At 39.3% G+C, this 16,862-nt stretch carries 14 protein-coding genes; 1 reads left to right on the top strand and 13 read right to left on the bottom strand.

The window, feature by feature from the left end; genetic code table 11:
- Window positions 1-56: 56 nt before the first annotated feature.
- From AC1TO5_RS20520 to AC1TO5_RS20570, 11 genes are all read right to left on the bottom strand, one after another.
- Window positions 57-1,856: an ABC transporter ATP-binding protein gene (locus AC1TO5_RS20520; RefSeq protein WP_482064700.1), complete on the bottom strand. Its 1,800-nt coding sequence runs from the start codon at window positions 1,854-1,856 to the stop codon at window positions 57-59.
- Entirely contained in the window at window positions 1,834-3,585 is a 1,752-nt protein-coding gene (locus AC1TO5_RS20525; RefSeq protein ID WP_482064701.1) for an ABC transporter ATP-binding protein, read from the bottom strand. The genes AC1TO5_RS20520 and AC1TO5_RS20525 overlap by 23 nt, the downstream gene beginning before the upstream one ends.
- 148 nt (window positions 3,586-3,733) lie before the next feature.
- Window positions 3,734-4,669 (bottom strand): hypothetical protein, encoded by a 936-nt coding sequence (locus AC1TO5_RS20530; RefSeq protein WP_482064702.1) that lies wholly within the window; start codon window positions 4,667-4,669, stop codon window positions 3,734-3,736.
- Window positions 4,670-4,989: 320 nt separating this feature from the next.
- Window positions 4,990-6,702 carry a type 2 periplasmic-binding domain-containing protein gene (locus AC1TO5_RS20535; RefSeq protein ID WP_482064703.1) on the bottom strand — a complete coding sequence of 571 codons (1,713 nt, stop codon included), beginning with the start codon at window positions 6,700-6,702 and terminating at the stop codon, window positions 4,990-4,992.
- A gap of 82 nt (window positions 6,703-6,784) precedes the next feature.
- Window positions 6,785-7,654 (bottom strand): carbohydrate ABC transporter permease, encoded by an 870-nt coding sequence (locus tag AC1TO5_RS20540; RefSeq protein ID WP_482064704.1) that lies wholly within the window; start codon window positions 7,652-7,654, stop codon window positions 6,785-6,787.
- 11 nt (window positions 7,655-7,665) lie between these two features.
- Window positions 7,666-8,595: an ABC transporter permease gene (locus tag AC1TO5_RS20545; RefSeq protein WP_482064705.1), complete on the bottom strand. Its 930-nt coding sequence runs from the start codon at window positions 8,593-8,595 to the stop codon at window positions 7,666-7,668.
- 12 nt (window positions 8,596-8,607) lie between these two features.
- Window positions 8,608-10,551: an alpha-glucuronidase gene (locus AC1TO5_RS20550; RefSeq protein ID WP_482064706.1), complete on the bottom strand. Its 1,944-nt coding sequence runs from the start codon at window positions 10,549-10,551 to the stop codon at window positions 8,608-8,610.
- 246 nt (window positions 10,552-10,797) lie between these two features.
- Window positions 10,798-11,595: a helix-turn-helix domain-containing protein gene (locus AC1TO5_RS20555; RefSeq protein WP_482064715.1), complete on the bottom strand. Its 798-nt coding sequence runs from the start codon at window positions 11,593-11,595 to the stop codon at window positions 10,798-10,800.
- A gap of 260 nt (window positions 11,596-11,855) precedes the next feature.
- Window positions 11,856-12,317, bottom strand: a complete 462-nt coding sequence (locus tag AC1TO5_RS20560; RefSeq protein WP_482064707.1) for a heme-degrading domain-containing protein — start codon at window positions 12,315-12,317, stop codon at window positions 11,856-11,858.
- 720 nt (window positions 12,318-13,037) lie between these two features.
- Window positions 13,038-13,460, bottom strand: coding sequence for a hypothetical protein (locus AC1TO5_RS20565; RefSeq protein WP_482064708.1), 423 nt, complete (start codon window positions 13,458-13,460; stop codon window positions 13,038-13,040).
- Window positions 13,441-13,914 carry a MerR family transcriptional regulator gene (locus tag AC1TO5_RS20570; protein ID WP_482064709.1) on the bottom strand — a complete coding sequence of 158 codons (474 nt, stop codon included), beginning with the start codon at window positions 13,912-13,914 and terminating at the stop codon, window positions 13,441-13,443. Before AC1TO5_RS20570 ends, AC1TO5_RS20565 begins: the two co-directional genes overlap by 20 nt.
- Before the next feature lie 605 nt (window positions 13,915-14,519).
- On the opposite strand from AC1TO5_RS20570, the gene AC1TO5_RS20575 reads away from it, so the two are divergent.
- Entirely contained in the window at window positions 14,520-14,879 is a 360-nt protein-coding gene (locus tag AC1TO5_RS20575; protein ID WP_482064710.1) for a hypothetical protein, read from the top strand.
- An 86-nt stretch (window positions 14,880-14,965) separates the two neighbouring features.
- On the opposite strand, the gene AC1TO5_RS20580 is transcribed toward AC1TO5_RS20575, so the two are convergent.
- On the bottom strand, window positions 14,966-15,964 hold the full coding sequence (locus tag AC1TO5_RS20580; RefSeq protein WP_482064711.1) for a protoglobin domain-containing protein: 999 nt from the start codon (window positions 15,962-15,964) through the stop codon (window positions 14,966-14,968).
- Between the two features lie 604 nt (window positions 15,965-16,568).
- Window positions 16,569-16,862 (bottom strand): IS3 family transposase (locus AC1TO5_RS20585; protein ID WP_482064712.1); only part of this gene is annotated, 294 nt, incomplete at its 5' end.

Consider the following 16,862-nt stretch of genomic DNA (forward strand, 5'->3'; position numbering starts at 1 on the left):
CCTTACTCAATTATAGCTATCGTTACTATCTAGTATACAGTAAGTGATAACAATTCTCAATTAAACGAATTGACTATTTCAGATAATTTATACTCATCGGGACTAATACCGTCGTTTTGTTTTCCGCGATTTCCACCTGCTATATACTGATTTTGGAAAAGCAAATCATAGGTTTCGTTTCTGTTACGTAGATTTTCATGGGTATCAAAAGCTACCATTGCACCATCTTTTAAAACCATCACCTTGTCGCAGTCCAAAATAGTAGATAAACGGTGAGCAATGGAAATCATCGTTTTCCCCGATGAAAGGCTCTTGAGTTCTGTAATGATGTCATTCTCATTTTCGTTGTCAAGAGCGCTTGTACTTTCGTCAAAAATGATGATGTCCCTGTCCTGTAAAATCGCACGGGCAATAGATAGGCGCTGTCTCTGGCCCCCTGAAAGTTTTACACCTTTTTCTCCGATTATCGTATCCAATTTATTCTCTAAGGTTTCAATAAATTCATAAATACTTGCTCTGCGGCAGCACTCTATCAATTCCGCATCGATTGCGTCGGCCTTTGCCAGCAATAGGTTTTCTCTGATCGTCATATTGAAAAGAACAGGTTCCTGCACAACTATACTAACTTTTTCTGACAGACTCTCGCTGTTCACAGTATATATATCAATGCCTCCAATGCGTACAATACCACCTTGCGGTTTAATCTTACCTGTCAACAGTTTAGCGATGGTAGACTTGCCGCTACCGCTTTTCCCGACAATTGCCAGATGTTCACCCTTGCTCACGGAGAACGAAATACCGTCAAGAGCAAATGAATCGTTTCCCTCATATGTAAATTTCAAATTTTCAACATGAATATCTGTTCCGTCAATTTTCTTATAGGGTTTCTGAGCTACTTTTAAATTCAGTATCTCGACAACTTTTTCGATATTCACCGAATCATTCTTGAAGTTTATGATGGAATTACTAATGTTTTCTATATTCCCGAAAAACTGCCCGTAAAAGCTGATAAAAACGAGCAGCACACCGACTTGCGAGTAACCATTAATTACGAATAATCCGCCAATAAAATAGATAAACAACTGGGTAATGAAGTTTTTCGTGAAGAACGAATAGGTAACCCCTAGATGCGAATAGAGCTGACTTAGAAACCACATAGGCCTTATCTTCTTATAGTGCCCGTTCAATTCATCAAGTTGCGCGTCCTCAAGGTTGTTGATCTTGACATCTTTCCAGTTTTGAATATTTGAGTGTAAAAAGGTCTCATATTTAGTTTCCAGTTTCCACAGTTCCTCTTTCGCTTTCTTCGATTTCCCTCCCAAAAAATTAACCGTTAACAAAGATATCGGAACAAAAACAAAACTGAGAAGCGCGATCCGCCAGTCGTAACATAGCAAAATAACCGCCAGCGCAACAGCGTAAACGACGCCGTAAATAAAATCTAATATATGGGTCGTAAAAAAATTCTCGGCAACAGTAGAATCACTTTCAATCCTACTCTTAATGTCACCAATGCTATATTTGCTATATACATCATGATCAAGGTTGGTATACTTTTTCAGCAATTTATTCTTTATTCTCAGGTCATATTTCAGTATTAACCGGTTTGAAAACCTCTTACTGACGGTGATCCCGATTGTCGCGAACAGGAAAACAGCCAGATAACCGATGATGACAGGCGAAAGCTCGTTCATATTTTTATCCACTAAAACGCGATTCACCAAAAACGAGTACAAGAACAAAGGGATAAGCCCGAATATTAAGTTCCACACCTTGAAAAAGCCAAGCGCAATCAATGGCTTGTTAATGCCATCTATATCCCGAGTTAATGCCTTAAAGGTTTCCAACCGGTTCATACGCTTCATCTCCTATGTACTGTTCGCGGAATAAGTCTATATACGTTTCATTACTTTTAATCAGTTCATCGTGAGTATCAAAGCCCGCTACAACGCCGTCCGCTAAAACCGCGATTTTATCACAGTTTTTGATAGTAGAAAAACGGTGGGCGATTATAATAAGCGTCCGATCTTTTGACATATCCCTCATCATATTCCGAATAAGCGCTTCGTTCTGGCTGTCAAGGAACGCTGTGGCTTCATCAAAGATCAAAAGCTTGGGATTCTTGATTAATATTCTGGCGATAGCCAGACGCTGCTTCTGACCGCCGGATAATTCTTGCCCATCAGTTCCAAGTAGCGTGTCCAGTCCGCTTGGAAGTGTCAGGAAAATATCATAAAGAGCAGCTTTCTTAAGCGCTTCCAGTAATGCGTCATCATGATCTTTGTTGTTCGTAAATGAAAGATTGTAACGTAGCGTATGATCGTAAAGGATTGTCTCCTGATGGACAATACCCACCTGGCTCCGCAAGCTATGTAGATTATAATCATTGACATTCATTCCATCGATCAGAAGCTCGCCGCCGTCAACGTTATATAAATTGTAGAGCAGATTCGCCATCGATGTTTTGCCTGCGCCGCTCTTTCCGACAATGCCAATTGTGCTTCCTGCATCAATACGGAGATTGAATCCGTTCAGAACATGCTTATCTTCGGTGTACCCAAATGTGACATTGTTAAATTCAATCGTGCCATCCTTAATTTGTTTCGGAGGATGGCTTTCTTTATAATCTTCTTCATCTTCATTCAGAATCTCCACGACACGTTGTATGGAGACCAGTTGCTTCCCCACATCCATAATTTTTCCGTTAATGGAGCTGAAGAAGCTCACAGCCATATTGAAATAACTTACAGCGGCTACAAAAACGCCAAGCTGCATGTGGCCTTTAACAATGAAATAGGCACAGGTCACAAATATCATCAGTTGTGCGATAAGCGTGATGAACGAATTTACCCTTTCTGCCGTCACGTCGATTCTTTCACTTACCACGTTCATTTTATTGATGGCTGTCGTTTTTCTTAAATAAAACCTCGTTACTTGTTTACGTGCGTTAAGGATTTTTATCTCCTGCAAATTTTTCACGATTTCAAACAAGTAAGAGGATAGTTTGCCCTGTTCCTTTGATATATCCTTCCTGACATTTTGCGTTTTTTTCTTGAAATGTTTCGAGGTAAAGAACACGACAGGAACCAGAACGACTGTAAAAACTCCCAAAAGTAGATTGTAGTAAAACATGAAGCCGACAGCGAATAGTATATGTAAAAAGTTAGAATATCCCCAAAGACCGCTCCAGAATACGAGATTCATAATATCCTTGGTGTCGTTGTTCATTCGGCTGATCATATCTCCGCTGTACATCCCGGAGAGGTCTTTCCCTTTTTTATGTAATATCTTTTTTAACAGAGCCCGCCGTATATCAAAGACAAAACCCGTCATCAATTGTGACTGAATGAGATTGTTTAACGTCGCAACGACAAACTGATTGACAAAGAGGACGCTGGCATAGATAAGACACAAATTCAAAAAGGCGGTCATGTCTTTATCATAAAAAGCGATATTAACAAGTTTCCCGTTGAGGAACGGATAGATCAAATTAGTCAACGTCATTAATGTAGTGATGATGAAGCCACATAAAAATACCCATTTGTGCATCAACACAAATTTTGTGAGCCATTGCCTTGTTGTCATACATACACCTCACTTATCTATAGCAGATATGGATAACGCACACACATCTTTAGCATTCAATTTTTCATCTTCATCCGAGCAAAATGAATCATCTTCTGCTGTCATGCCATTCTTTTCAACTTTTCGATTTTCAATCTTATTATTATTTCTATAATGATAGGATTGCTGATTCAATATCGCTTTCTACATCCACAAGTAGCTCCAGTGTTTGGGCGACCTCATCCCATCTTTTTGAAACAGCAAAGGTTTGGCATTTACCAAACAGTTGGGCTTGTTTATCTTTTAATAATGATAGTTGTTCGTTTCTTCCTTTAAAAAAGATTGAAAAATCAAGAGCTCGTCTTGCTCCTAATGGAAAAGCAAAGTGAATGAAATGTCCAATTTCTCCATTAGAGATATTTCCGCCTTTAATCTGTGCAGCCTTTAATCGAATTGCCTCTTTGCCTACTAACCTTTTTTCCTTAACGGCAAAATTGTTTTGGTCATGATAGCTCGCTTTAAATAATTGGATCGCCGTTTCATATATTTCTTCTGATGTAGGATTTGATACTCGTATTGGCGAGACCCAGGAACGAAACGAACCACTACTCCAAATGATTTTCTCTGCTTTCCAAGCTAATTCTAATTGTTCAAAAGGTAGCCATACAAAAGGAAAGCCTGCTGGATCGTGCAATAATATCTCTTTATCATTGAAGTCTAAAGCCAAAGCATAATGGTCAGATCCACCTAAATAGTGATGGCTCGGATTATAGGTTAGATAGCCCATATCTAATGGTCCTAGCATAACAGGCGATCTTGTTAGATTATCTTTCAATTCATTTAATGGGAGTGATTCTCCATCTTTACATACCTTTTCGATCAATTTAAAGCCTAGTATTTCAAAAGCATGGTTTATTCCTTTGTCGGGGCTACTTGTACAGTTATCGAAAAAAAGTAAATTGTTATCGACTTCAATGGAAGCTCCCAGCGCAAATCCCGTAAGAACTTCGATTAATGAAGGAGAAATATCTTCCCCAATCGTAGACAACAGCATCGAAGCCGAATTGGCGTAACAATAAGCGCCATTCCCATTATACACCGTCATTTAACCATCCCTCTCCAATTATTATTAAAAGATCCGCTATCTTAATTTTCATAAATCGCCTTCACTAATAAGAACATGTGTTCCCTTTCAATTATATACCAATATATTGTAATTGCAACTAAAAGTAGGAGTTTGAGATGTTTGATTGAGCGGAACCTGGGGGAAAGTGTCGAAAAAAAAAGCCGAGCGAGATTCAGGAGGAAATCCCGAAAATCGGTCGGCTCGTGAGCAAACTTATTTTGATGAGTAGTGAAATTTGTGTGTTGGGTTCAAACTTGAATGCATGGGAATATCAAGGTAATGGGGTAATCAGAAACATACTATTTCAGCATGGTTTCATTTCCGTAATATTTTGCCCATGCAGCTGTTCGCTCGTCGATAATCGCTTGACCGCCTGAATCGAGGTAATCCTTCATACCTGAATCATATACATCGTCAAATTTATCAACAGGTGCCACAACAGCCTTATTCAAGAAATTATCACGTTTTTCTTTAAGTGCTTGACCTTGCCCGTCTTCAGCCTTGATTTCACCCACATTAACATTTTGGCCTACACGTCCGTCATTCGTTGTAATTTGACTTGCGATCTCAATATATCTTGAGTCAACACCAGCATAACCGTTAGCAATTGATTTGACTGTCAAATCAGGGTCGCCAAGGTCAAGACCATTACTTGTAATGGTGTAGTCGATGTTTGCTGGAGAGTTCATAATTTTCTCGCCTGTTGCTGCGAGTGTCTTCAAGGAACCGTCAGGCAACTTTTCGTGAGTAACGCCTTCTTCTCCAAATTGCAAGAATACGCGATTTTCAAGCTTGGAAATCCAATTCACATAAAGCAGAGAAGCAATTGGTTCTTCGTTTGTAGCTGGGAAAAATATTTTACGGTCAACAGGACCTGATAAAAATTTCTTATAAACACCAGCATCGTTGGCAAATGGTTCAATAGCAACATAAGCTGCATCTGGACCAACAAGGCGCTGAAGGCTTGCATGAATACTGTCGTCACCGTTACGATACGGGTAATCCCAGTTGTGTATAAATGCGCCCACAGTGCCCAATTTCATGAGATTATCCTCCGTTGTATCTCCAGCAGGATAAAGTGAGAAGTCTTTCCAAATTAGACCTTCGTTATACCACTTGTTCAACGTTTTTATTCCATCTTTGTAATTTGGGAAAAGTAAATGTCGATCATCAAAGCCATGTATGAAGACGTCCTTATCTGTTATATCATTAGGCGTGAATGCTGAAGTCAAATGATCTGCACGCCAGCCGATGTCAAAGCTCGTTGAAAATGGAATCATCTTGTCAGCATCTGCTCCTAGAAGTGTAGAAGCGTTGTCTTTAAATGCTATGAGCATGCTTTCAAATTCTTGCAGCGTTGTTGGTGCTTCTATATTGAGCTTCTTTAACCAATCCTCGCGCACAAAAGTATTAATGCGGTTAAGGACATTCAAACGAGATTCAATTGCCCACAAGGTTCCTGTGTCAGGATCTTTATCCCAATAGATGTTATCTTCGGTTAGATACTCCCACATGTTTGGCAGAAGGTCTTTGTTTTCTTCAACAATAGGGCCTAGGTCAAGAATACCACCCATATTGGCGAACGTTTGAATTGTTGGATAAGAATAGGTAAGACTGATATCCGGCGCTTGATTCGCCGCCAAAAGGTTGTTAATCACTTCGCCCTCTGTCCAACGTGGAACAGGAACAAAAGTAACCTCTACATTGTGGTCACGAAGCATTCCATCTTTAATATATTGTGTATAAAAGTTGTCCTCTGGTTTGGTTCCTCCGTCATTACCACGGTCATAAATCTCAACTGTGATCTTGCGAGTCTCCTTGAACTTGGAATTGGAATCGAGACCCAACGCTTCTAGTCTTGCATCGTTGCTGTCTCCAGCGTTATTAGATGTAGGTGCTGAAGAAGCTGGTGGCGTTGGTGAAGCTGATGGTGCTGGTTTGTCGCTGGTACATCCTGTAATTAAAATTGCAGTACTAATTGTCAGAACGGACAACGCTTTACGTAAACCCATGTTTGTTCCCCCTCATTTTTATTTACTTTTTTGGATTGCTTTATAAAAATTGACATAGCCAACTTCTACCATGAGTTAAAAATTAACCTTTTACCGCTCCGATTGTAACACCGGAGATAAAGTATCTCTGCAGCCACGGATATACGAGTAAAATCGGAATAGTTGCAAACATAACTGTTGCTGATTTAATCGTTTCAGATAGGCCTGGGCTTGAAAAGCCTTCCTGTGTAGCAACCTCAACACTGCTGATACTATTAAGTATGTTGTAAAGCAGTAATTGTATAGGGAAGTAAGTTCTATCGGACATAAACATCAATGCATCCGAGAATCCGTTCCAGCGACCTACTGCATAGAATAGTGCCAACGTTGCAAGCACAGGAGTAGAAAGTGGTAGATAGATGTTGATGAGTACCCTAAGCGGTCCTGCCCCATCAAGTTCAGCGGATTCCCTAAGACTCTCTGGAATTCCGAAGAAAAAGCTACGCATGATAATGACATAAAATACACCAATGGAGCCCGGCAAAATCAGTACCAACGGATTATTGAGCAAGTGCAGCTCTTTCAACAGCAAATAGGTCGGGATTGTGCCTGCACTAAAGTACATCGTAAAGATAACAAGTCCTAAGATAATGCTTTTCCCTTTCAGTTTGTCATATATAAGCGGGTATGCACACATAATCGTCATAAACATCGACCAAAGTGTGCAGATCACAGTTAGTATTGCTGTCCACAACAACGACCATGTGTATTTGGAATCTCCAAGCACAGTCAAGTAAGCATCGAAATTCAGTCCTACAGGCAGAAGTAAAACTTCATTTCTCACCAAGGCATCCGCTGAGCTTAAGGATCGTGCCAATATATTCAACAACGGCAGGAGACAGACTAAAATAAGAATTATACAAAATATAGCGATCATCCAGTCTCCGATTTTAGTGCTTTTTGATTTAATCATGTTTCATCCTCCTACCAGATCCCACGTTCGCCAGATTTTTTGGCTAGAGCGTTTGCTCCTAACAAAAATATGACGCCCACGACGGATTGAAATAAACCGACGGCAGTGGAAAGTGAAAATTGTAATCCACGAATACCGTTGTTGTATACGAATACGGAAATAACGTTAGAAACATCTGAGACTAACTTATTGCTCAGTGCATAAGGTCTGTCGAATTCACTACCCAAAATATGTCCCAGGCTTAAAATCAGTAAAACAATGATCGTAGGACGAAGCCCTGGCAACGTAATATGCCAAATTTTTCGTAAACGACTTGCTCCATCCACCGCTGAGGCCTCGTAAAGTTCTGGGTTAATCCCAGCAATGGCTGCCAGATAGATGATGGTATTCCAACCACAGCTTTGCCATATGCCCAGAAAAACGTAAGTGACAACCCAATACGCAGGGTCATTCAGAAACGGAATTGATTCAAAGCCTATCTTATTTATCAGGATGTTGACCAGTCCATTAGTCGGTGCAAAAAGCTGAAGCGCCATACCAGAAATGATAATCCATGATAAGAAATGCGGCATATATACAACCGTTTGGGTGAACTTCTTAAAACGTTTAAAAGCGAGTTCATTTAAGATAATCGCTAGAATAATAGGTGCAGGAAAACCAAACAGTAAGTCAAGAAAATTAAGAAGTATGGTGTTTCTAAGTGCATAAAGAAAGTCACGATTGGAAAAGGCCTTAATAAAATATTCGAACCCACCATTTGCTGCCCATTCCATCGCCCAGGGACTTTTTACAATACTATAGTCTTTGAATGCAATTTGAATGTAGCCCATCGGTATATATCGGAAAATGATAAAGAAGGCCATTGGGAGAAGTAGCATCGCATACAGAATCCAGTAATGTTTTATATAGCTGAGCGATTTACTTTTTTTTGTAATATCCATATCTGTACCGCCTTACGTATAAATTTTTCTTCCCTTTTTATCGTCAATTCCTGTTTTGCGATAGAAGAACGTATTCACTTGATCTCTCCACTCTCGAGCATTAATTAGTTGAAGTTTAAGCCTCTCTTTAACAGAGTGATAAGTTTCCAGTGGAACTCGGTTCTCTAGAGTCTCCCAAGATTGTAACAATGCTTCCACTTGCTGAGCACCCTCAAAGTGACTGTCATAAATATACTGAAGCAGTGTTCGTCCGTCTTTCATTTTGTAGTCGTACCGAACTCGATGGAAAAACAGTAATAGTTCCTCCGGACAACTTTCTATATGGTCATACATCCTTTGTAGTGATTCTGGATACTGAAGTGTAAATCCTGTTCCTTTGGACGTTCGATCGACACCAATCGCATCAAAGCTTGCTCTGTGATAAGTTCCCCAATATGAAAACTCATAGCCGTCAATATTAGGTCCGTAGTGATTATTTGGATTTACCATAAAGCCAATACCAAGAGGCGCTGTATAGCTCTCGTAAATCCCTCTAGATTTAAGCAGCATCTCCTCCACAGTTTGGCGTCCATGTTCATCTGTTTCAAATGTGATCCGAACCCACTCACGGATAAGCTCTTTAGCAGTAAGCTCCGGATTCCACGCCATTCTCCCAAAGGCATACAGATTGCACTGTGCAAGGGTGTTTCCTGTCCAGTTCAAGTTATTGCCTGTGTTTGTAACCGCTGTCATAGCAACGATTTCTTGACCAAACAATCTTTTCAACTGCTTCCCTTTGTCAACTTCAGTTGTCAAAATTTCTTCCCACTGAACAGCTAGGCTGAAAAGATCGATTTGCTGACCAGTGTACTCCTGAGCGATTTGAAACTCAATGGCCTCGCTTGTATTCTTAAGGCTTGAGAATAGAGGTGATACGGGCTCCCTCGTCTGAAAATCTACAGGGCCATTTTTGATTTGAAGAATGACGTTCTGATCAAATGTACCATCCAGTGGCTGAAAGTGCTTATAAGCCGCCATTGGACGATCGGTTTGCGTGTCTCTCCAATCTTGTTGGCAGTTATACACGAAGCAGCGCCAAAAGACCAAACCTCCAAATGGAGCGACCGCTGCGGCAATTGTATTGGCACCATCTGCCTGAGTTCGTCCGAAGGCCTCTGGACCGCCTCTAAACTCTGAATCTGCTTTCACTACATAACCCAAAAAGTTCGGGATTTTATCGTATACAACCGCGGATTGAGCTTGCCAAAATCCCTTTACTCCCGCATCCAGTGGATCGGAGGTTGTAAGCCCGCCGACGATCATCGGTGCATCAAAATGGACGGATACCAATAACCGGATGCCAAAAGGTCTAAACAATTCGGCTAGTTCTGCCAAATCAGAAAGCAATGGTTCAGCAATCAGACCAGCACTTACTTTGTCCACGTTCACATTGTTAATGCAAATCCCGTTAATTCCGATAGATGCCATCAGTCTGGCATAATTTTTAATTCTTTCTACATCGTAATCAAATTTATTATTAAGGAAAAAGAATGAATTACCAGCATAACCGCGTTCAATGTGACCTTCCATGTTGTCCCAATGATTAATAATGCGATAGTCCACTTTAGGTGCGGAGTATTCATGCATCTGTTCCATGTTTTCTCCAGCGGCAAGACGGTTTAGGAAGCGATAAACACCATATAAGAGACCATTTTCACTGCCGCCTGCGATCTCGAATCCATTTTCTAGTGGGGTAAGTGAATACCCCTCATGCTCCAAGTCATCAACTTTTAATTGCAGTGTGTACTCATTACTTTCTTGAATTTCTCCCCATAGGCGAGTTAGTCCTAAACGGCATTCTTGAAGGATAAAATCTAGATCGAGCCCTGCACTGATTCGCATAGCTTTAGGCTCTAGACTGGTTTTTGGCTGCAGCCAAGCATTGTGTTCGGAATATATACGTTCTACGTGATCCATGTAGCACCTCTAATATAGATATTAAAGCGTTTTCATAAACTAGAACATATAGGGGGTAAATTAAATATTTTATCCTATTATGTTCATCGTACAGCTCCTATATAATAGCTCAAACGCTTCTGTTCTTTATATAAATTTAGCATTGAAGAACCTTTGGAGCAATAGCACGAATAAAGTTAACTAGGGCTAATTAAAGGTAACTTTTCTGAAAATACAATTGTATAACAGGTTAATTTCTAAAAAACACTATAATATATCAGGTTGATTTCTAAGACATTGTGATGGCGAATACCCTTTAACCATTTTAAATTGCTTGCGAAAGTGTGACAAATCTTTATAGCCACAGCGCTCTGCCGCTTCGCTTACGTTGCACTCGCCATTTTGCAGCATATTCTCTGCATGGTTAATTCTCGTTAGTGTCAAATATTGATTGAGTAGCATTCCCATTTCATTTTTAAATAGTGCCCCAAAATATACCGTATTGAGCCCTACCAGATTAGCAGTCTCTTTTACAGAAATGTTGCTCGCGTAGTTTTCAGATATATAGTTGACAACCTTTTTCACTCGAAAGTCTATGCTTGTACGATCTTGTTTTAATAGAATCAGCTCATACAATCTGTGAATAATGACAAGCAGCAGACCTCTAGTTTTTATACGATACCCAGCTTCCTTACGAACCCATGCATTGGATAGCTCACGAAAGAGCCCAACAAGGTCACTTTTAATCCCAATATGCGTCAGCAAAGGAAGCGGAAGATCGGCTAGCTCTCCATTCATGCCATGGAGTGTAAAGTTAGCTGAATACAAGTTCATAAGGTCATCGACGACGCAATGGGCCATGCGAATACTTCCACGTGGAATGCAAAGAAGATCACCACGCTTTACCTCGTATGATTTGCCATTAATGATATAAATTCCTCTTCCCTCTATGACATAGGTGAGGTCATTAAATGAAATTTCATTCTTAATAATTTCCCATGAAGGTGTGCACTTTCGATATATTAAGTAACCAATATCAGGAACGATAAGATCGTTAATTTCCACTGACAAATCGATACACCTCCCAAATAACATCTTTAATTTATACCCTATTACTATAGTTCTTCATTGTCAATTAATAAGGTCGATGTTATGAGGAAAGTAGAAGAATTCTCAATGCTAAACATTGTTTCGAATTAGTGCATCTTTTCAGGCAGACTCTCTTGGTCTATTAGGGGTAGGATATATCTTTTTAAATTGTCCCCATGCAATTAAGTTTGCAACTCCCACACTCTCCAAAAAAAATCCATGATTCCACTCTACAATTAACAATTCATATAGCGCCTCAAGGAGGAGATCATTAAATCATGATCTTCTTGATCCGGCAGCCCGGATACGGTAATTGTACCAACTTGTCCTACCCCTGCCACAATGAGTGGAAAACCTCCACCTGCTCCGACGTAGTCAGCAAGAGGCAATCCATAACGCTCCTCTAGCGTTGTTCCTTCCTGACGAGCAAGTAAAGCCACACGCCACGAGCTTTGTCCAAAATGCTGAACAACGTTATTTTTACGACGAATCCAGTCTTCATTTTCTGCTACAGTCCCCGCCATGGCATGGGCGAACAGCCGTTGGCCGTGACAATATATTTCTACGGTGATGTTTTTTCCGAGGCTTTTAGCTTCTTCAATAATTGTAAGTCCTACTTGCAGCGCCGTTTCATTAGTAAAATTTTTGAATATAAGCTCTTGTTCCTCTTTCTCCATTTGAATCAATTGATCCTTCATGCTTTCTCCTCCTGCTTATACGTTCCGAATAAATTCATTATATTCTCATTTATTGTAGATTTAACAACTTAATAATAGTTCGACAAAACATTCAAAACTCCTGTACTGTCTACCTTTTCCAGCTGAATAAACGCTCAGAAGGTTGTCCATTAACTTCTACTTTATTATGAATAAATAGAAATATAATTTATTTCGCTTCTGTTACAAAAAGTCCCGATGACTTATTGTCATCAGGACTGGCTCGAATGGTTCAAAGAAGAGGTTACCAAAACTTTAAGGGTCAAACGCATTATCAGTATTTGAACTATAGCGGATTAAACTGACCGTTAATCGAGAAAATGCTGCCGTACGCTTACTTAATATAATTGACCTATCGTGTCCCGTTAGCTCAACGCTAGGATTTGTAAGTCCTCTTTTCCCGTTAACCTATTTGATTGTAACTTTCACCTAGGTTTTTAGCAAAATTATGCAATGTAATACCGCCGATAATTGCCACGAACACAATAATACCAACAAAAAGTAAAATTCGTTTTTTCATTCTATTATTAGCTCACCAAGTTTATGAATCCTGAATATGTAATAATATAGACGCTATCTGCGATAAAAGGTTACGCTAAACTGCCCGTTCGTATTATAAGGTCAGCCAGAAAGTATTTTCTTTTTTTACAAACATCGTGACTTTATTTTAAGCCACATTCGGACATCTCTGTTACTCTAGTGTTAACCACCGGCCTGTTTTTTCTTCATTGTTGTGCCTAGTATGATCAAGGCAACATAGATTACGATGGCAATCGAATCTATAAACGTATCCGTAAGAGCCGATACGTCAAGTAATGCCGTTACACCAAGAATGACCATCAGTCGGACGATTAGGATCGCCGCGATCATCCATGCGGCAAAACGGATCTTCGATTGATCACTTTGGAATGACATGTACATGAATGCGATGCCGAAGACCAGATTTTCCGCCGTTATAATGTGCCAAATATACGTGAATACCGTCCGGGTATCTATAGACATCGCCCTAATGTCGAGCGTCGGCAGCACAGCGGAATGTCCGTTCCATGCATGCGTAACGGCAAACAGCATTGCAAGAACACCTGTAATCAGATAATAAAAATTCCTAACCTTGATGATGATCACAATCCTCCCTTGAAATTCCCGGTTCATTCCCCCGGATATCCTTGTAAAGCTCGCGGACGAATTCTGCCAACCGTTGATCGCTTTCGTTATTAAAATCCCTTAACGTTTCAGCTGTTAAATTGAGAAGCCGACTGACCTTTTCCAGATGGTTAATCTTCTTGCGCGTTTCTGCGTTCTTAGCATCGAGAAATGCAGCAACCTCTTCGCAGTAAGCGGAATCGATATTTTCCATCTTGCGGAAACCCAATTTCCCCTTGATTTCGTCAAGAGTAAATTCCGCATACCGCATGATATGAATATTCATCAAGTCTATGAGGTCATCCCTCGAATACATGCGATACCGATTGTCTTTCCGAGACGGCGAGACGATCCCAATCCGGTCATAATACCGAAGTGCATCTTTGGACATCCCAAGTATCTGCGAAACCTCTTGTATAGAATAAAGTTTTTCCATGAATCCAGAATAACATTTGAGTTGACTCCAATGTCAAGTAGTTTTCTGTTTTTCTTATATAGTTCGAATATTGTTTTTGGGGTTCTGCCGACAAAACGCAGATATTATACGCTAAGTATGTTTAAACATAAAAAAGTCGAATTCCTGTATGCTAAGGAATTCGACTTTTTATTTCGGCTTATTAAGCTATCGCGTCATTTTCTGGAATTACAGCATTAAATAAATTGCATATTTATGTTAAGGTGTAATAGATATCCCCTTCCATTTTCACGTTCGTGAAGTTGCAGAGCAACACGAGCAACTTTTGGACTTAATCCAGTTGTCTCTTTCAATAGTTCATATCCAAAGATGGTGTGCTTTTTCACAATCTCAGATTATTTATTCGTTAGTTTTCCTAGCTTATTTAAAATATCACTTTCTACTTTCTTTCCGATAAGATGTTCCTATGCTTCCACCCCTTCCTATGTAATAGGACTATTTAATTATATTTCTATAGAAAATGATGTTTTTACGTGTTATAATTTCCACATATATGAATAAAAGATATATCCTTAGGAGAATCTTTTCTATCTAAAGTATGAGTTTTCAGGAGGATCATTAACATCATGAACAGTCACAAAGTCATTATTAAGGTATTAGGGGAATTAAGAGAAAGTAAGCTTGATATCAAGATTAGCCCTTGGAGATTACTCGTTGAGACTAATCGTTATTACGAGATCAAACCAGAGAGCGGTGCTGTAAAGAGGATCTATAAGGAGAAGTTAAATACTATAGTTGATGAAACAAAGTCTTATGCAAATGGTTTTCTATCTTGTTCGGCATTTTGTATAGAAGAACACATTAATGACATGCAACAGAAGATTGTTCAAAAGTTACAATTGAAAATCACAGCTTATATGAATGAGCTTCAATTAAATCAAAAGGCTATCAGTCAAGGGTATCTACTATTCCAAAACAAACAATAGTTTGAATCGTAATCCAAGATTAACGTATATTAGATATTTAAAATTTTAAAAGGAAGTTCCACATCGGAACTTCCTTTGTGCTATACTCACTTCAAGTTTTCTAATTCTACCGTTACCTTTTCAATCAACTTCACGAAGGAAGCTAACTCTTGAGAGCTTGCCACCTGATTCTTAGAATACAGTGAGTTATGTTCTGAGTCTCTTTTTACCTTATTGAGCGTAGCGTGAATATTGTTCAGCCTTTGATCAATTGTTCCTAATGAATCTTTTGAGCGGTAAGCTAACTTTCGAACTTCATTCGCAACGACTTCAAAACCACGCCCAAATTCACCTGCTCTTGCCGCTTCAATTGCGGCGTTTAAGCCTAACAGATGCGTTTGATCCGCTACTTCCCTCATCAACGTACCCACTTGATGAATAGACTCAACCTCTTTGTCCAAATACAGCACATTCTCGTGCGTCTTCTCTTGATAATCCTCATTCTTATTTGCTGAATCCTCTATCGATTCACTGCTATCTTTTAGTTGTACCATTAAAGTTACCAATTCTTGAACTGCTGAACTCACTCCTGTAAGTAAATGATTTTGCTTCTCCAACAAGCATTCCATTTTCGCTTTTTCATCCGTTTCATATGCTTCCAAAACCAATTGTGAATCCAGATTAAACATTTTAGTTAACGATAGAATAACGCCTTTCCACTCAATCGGTAATACCCGTTCAAAATGGGCTGTAGCGAGATCTAAATATAAAATGTATGTTCCCAAATACCAATTCGTTGTTAAACCAATTTTTGAATGAATCTTTCCAATAAACAGACGTTTTTCAATGAATGCTTCATCCATCACACCAGATGCCATAGATAGAAAGTACCAGCGTTGAGTTTCTTTTAAACGTTCCAATGTACTATGTTGTTCTATTATGGCGAGAAGTTCCGGTACGGCTGCCACCTGTTCATATACTTCATCGACAAGAGTATTGACGATAAGCTTAAATTCTTTTTCCTTGCTTTTTAATAGATTCAAATCAGCCTCGGTAATACCAATATAACTGATTTGTTTTTGTCGTTCTGATCCAAGATTAATCATAATTGGGTCAACTACCCTCTCATCATGTAATTTTATAGTTGTATAGATAGTTTTGATTGCGATATCCTTTTATACAACATCTGGTTAAAAAGGTATACATAGAGAATTATAAACACAGATTTAAGTAAGTGATATAAGTATTTCGAACTATTTAAACACCACTATTAAGAAAGCAGAGAAAGAAAAAAGCCAAGAGATTGTGGAATTAAGCTCCTGCAATCTCTCGACTCTTAAACGTAGTTCCCTGCCCTTACAATAGCTCTGCGTTCTTCAACGCATGATTCCAACTCGGAAAATAGAACAACGCATTCCGCATTAACTCAGGATCATTTTTCTTTACTTTTTTCTTACTCGAAGATTATCCTTTTAATTGAAGTTGTTGTCCCCACGCAAATGAGTTTGCAACTCCCCTCACCACCCCCAACAAATCCCGCTCCGCTTCACTCCCACAAGGCTTCTCGCCACTTTTCGCCTCCCACTCTTTATCACGTTAAATAGCTAAAAATTTGAGCTGAAACCCGAAAAACACACCGAGAAAATCAAAAAAATTAAGGAAAAACCGAGTATAAAGTGCAGTGACCCCGAAAAGTTAGACACAGTTTTTTCATTTAGCAATTTGTTTAAAATGAGTCCGATATTGTATCGGGCTCATTTTTAATTTTGCCTTAATTCGTTTGTAATTATAGTACTCTAAATATTTATCTAGCTCTTGTTTAAAATGCTCTATACTCTCAAATTCCTTCAGATAAAGAAATTCTGATTTCATAATTCCAAATAAGTTCTCTATGACTGAATTGTCGTAACAATTACCTTTGCGAGACATACTTTGAACAATCCCACGTTCCTTTAGCGCATGACGATATTGTTTCATTTGATAATGCCAACCTTGATCTGAATG

This window comes from Paenibacillus sp. Y930, assembly GCF_056786375.1.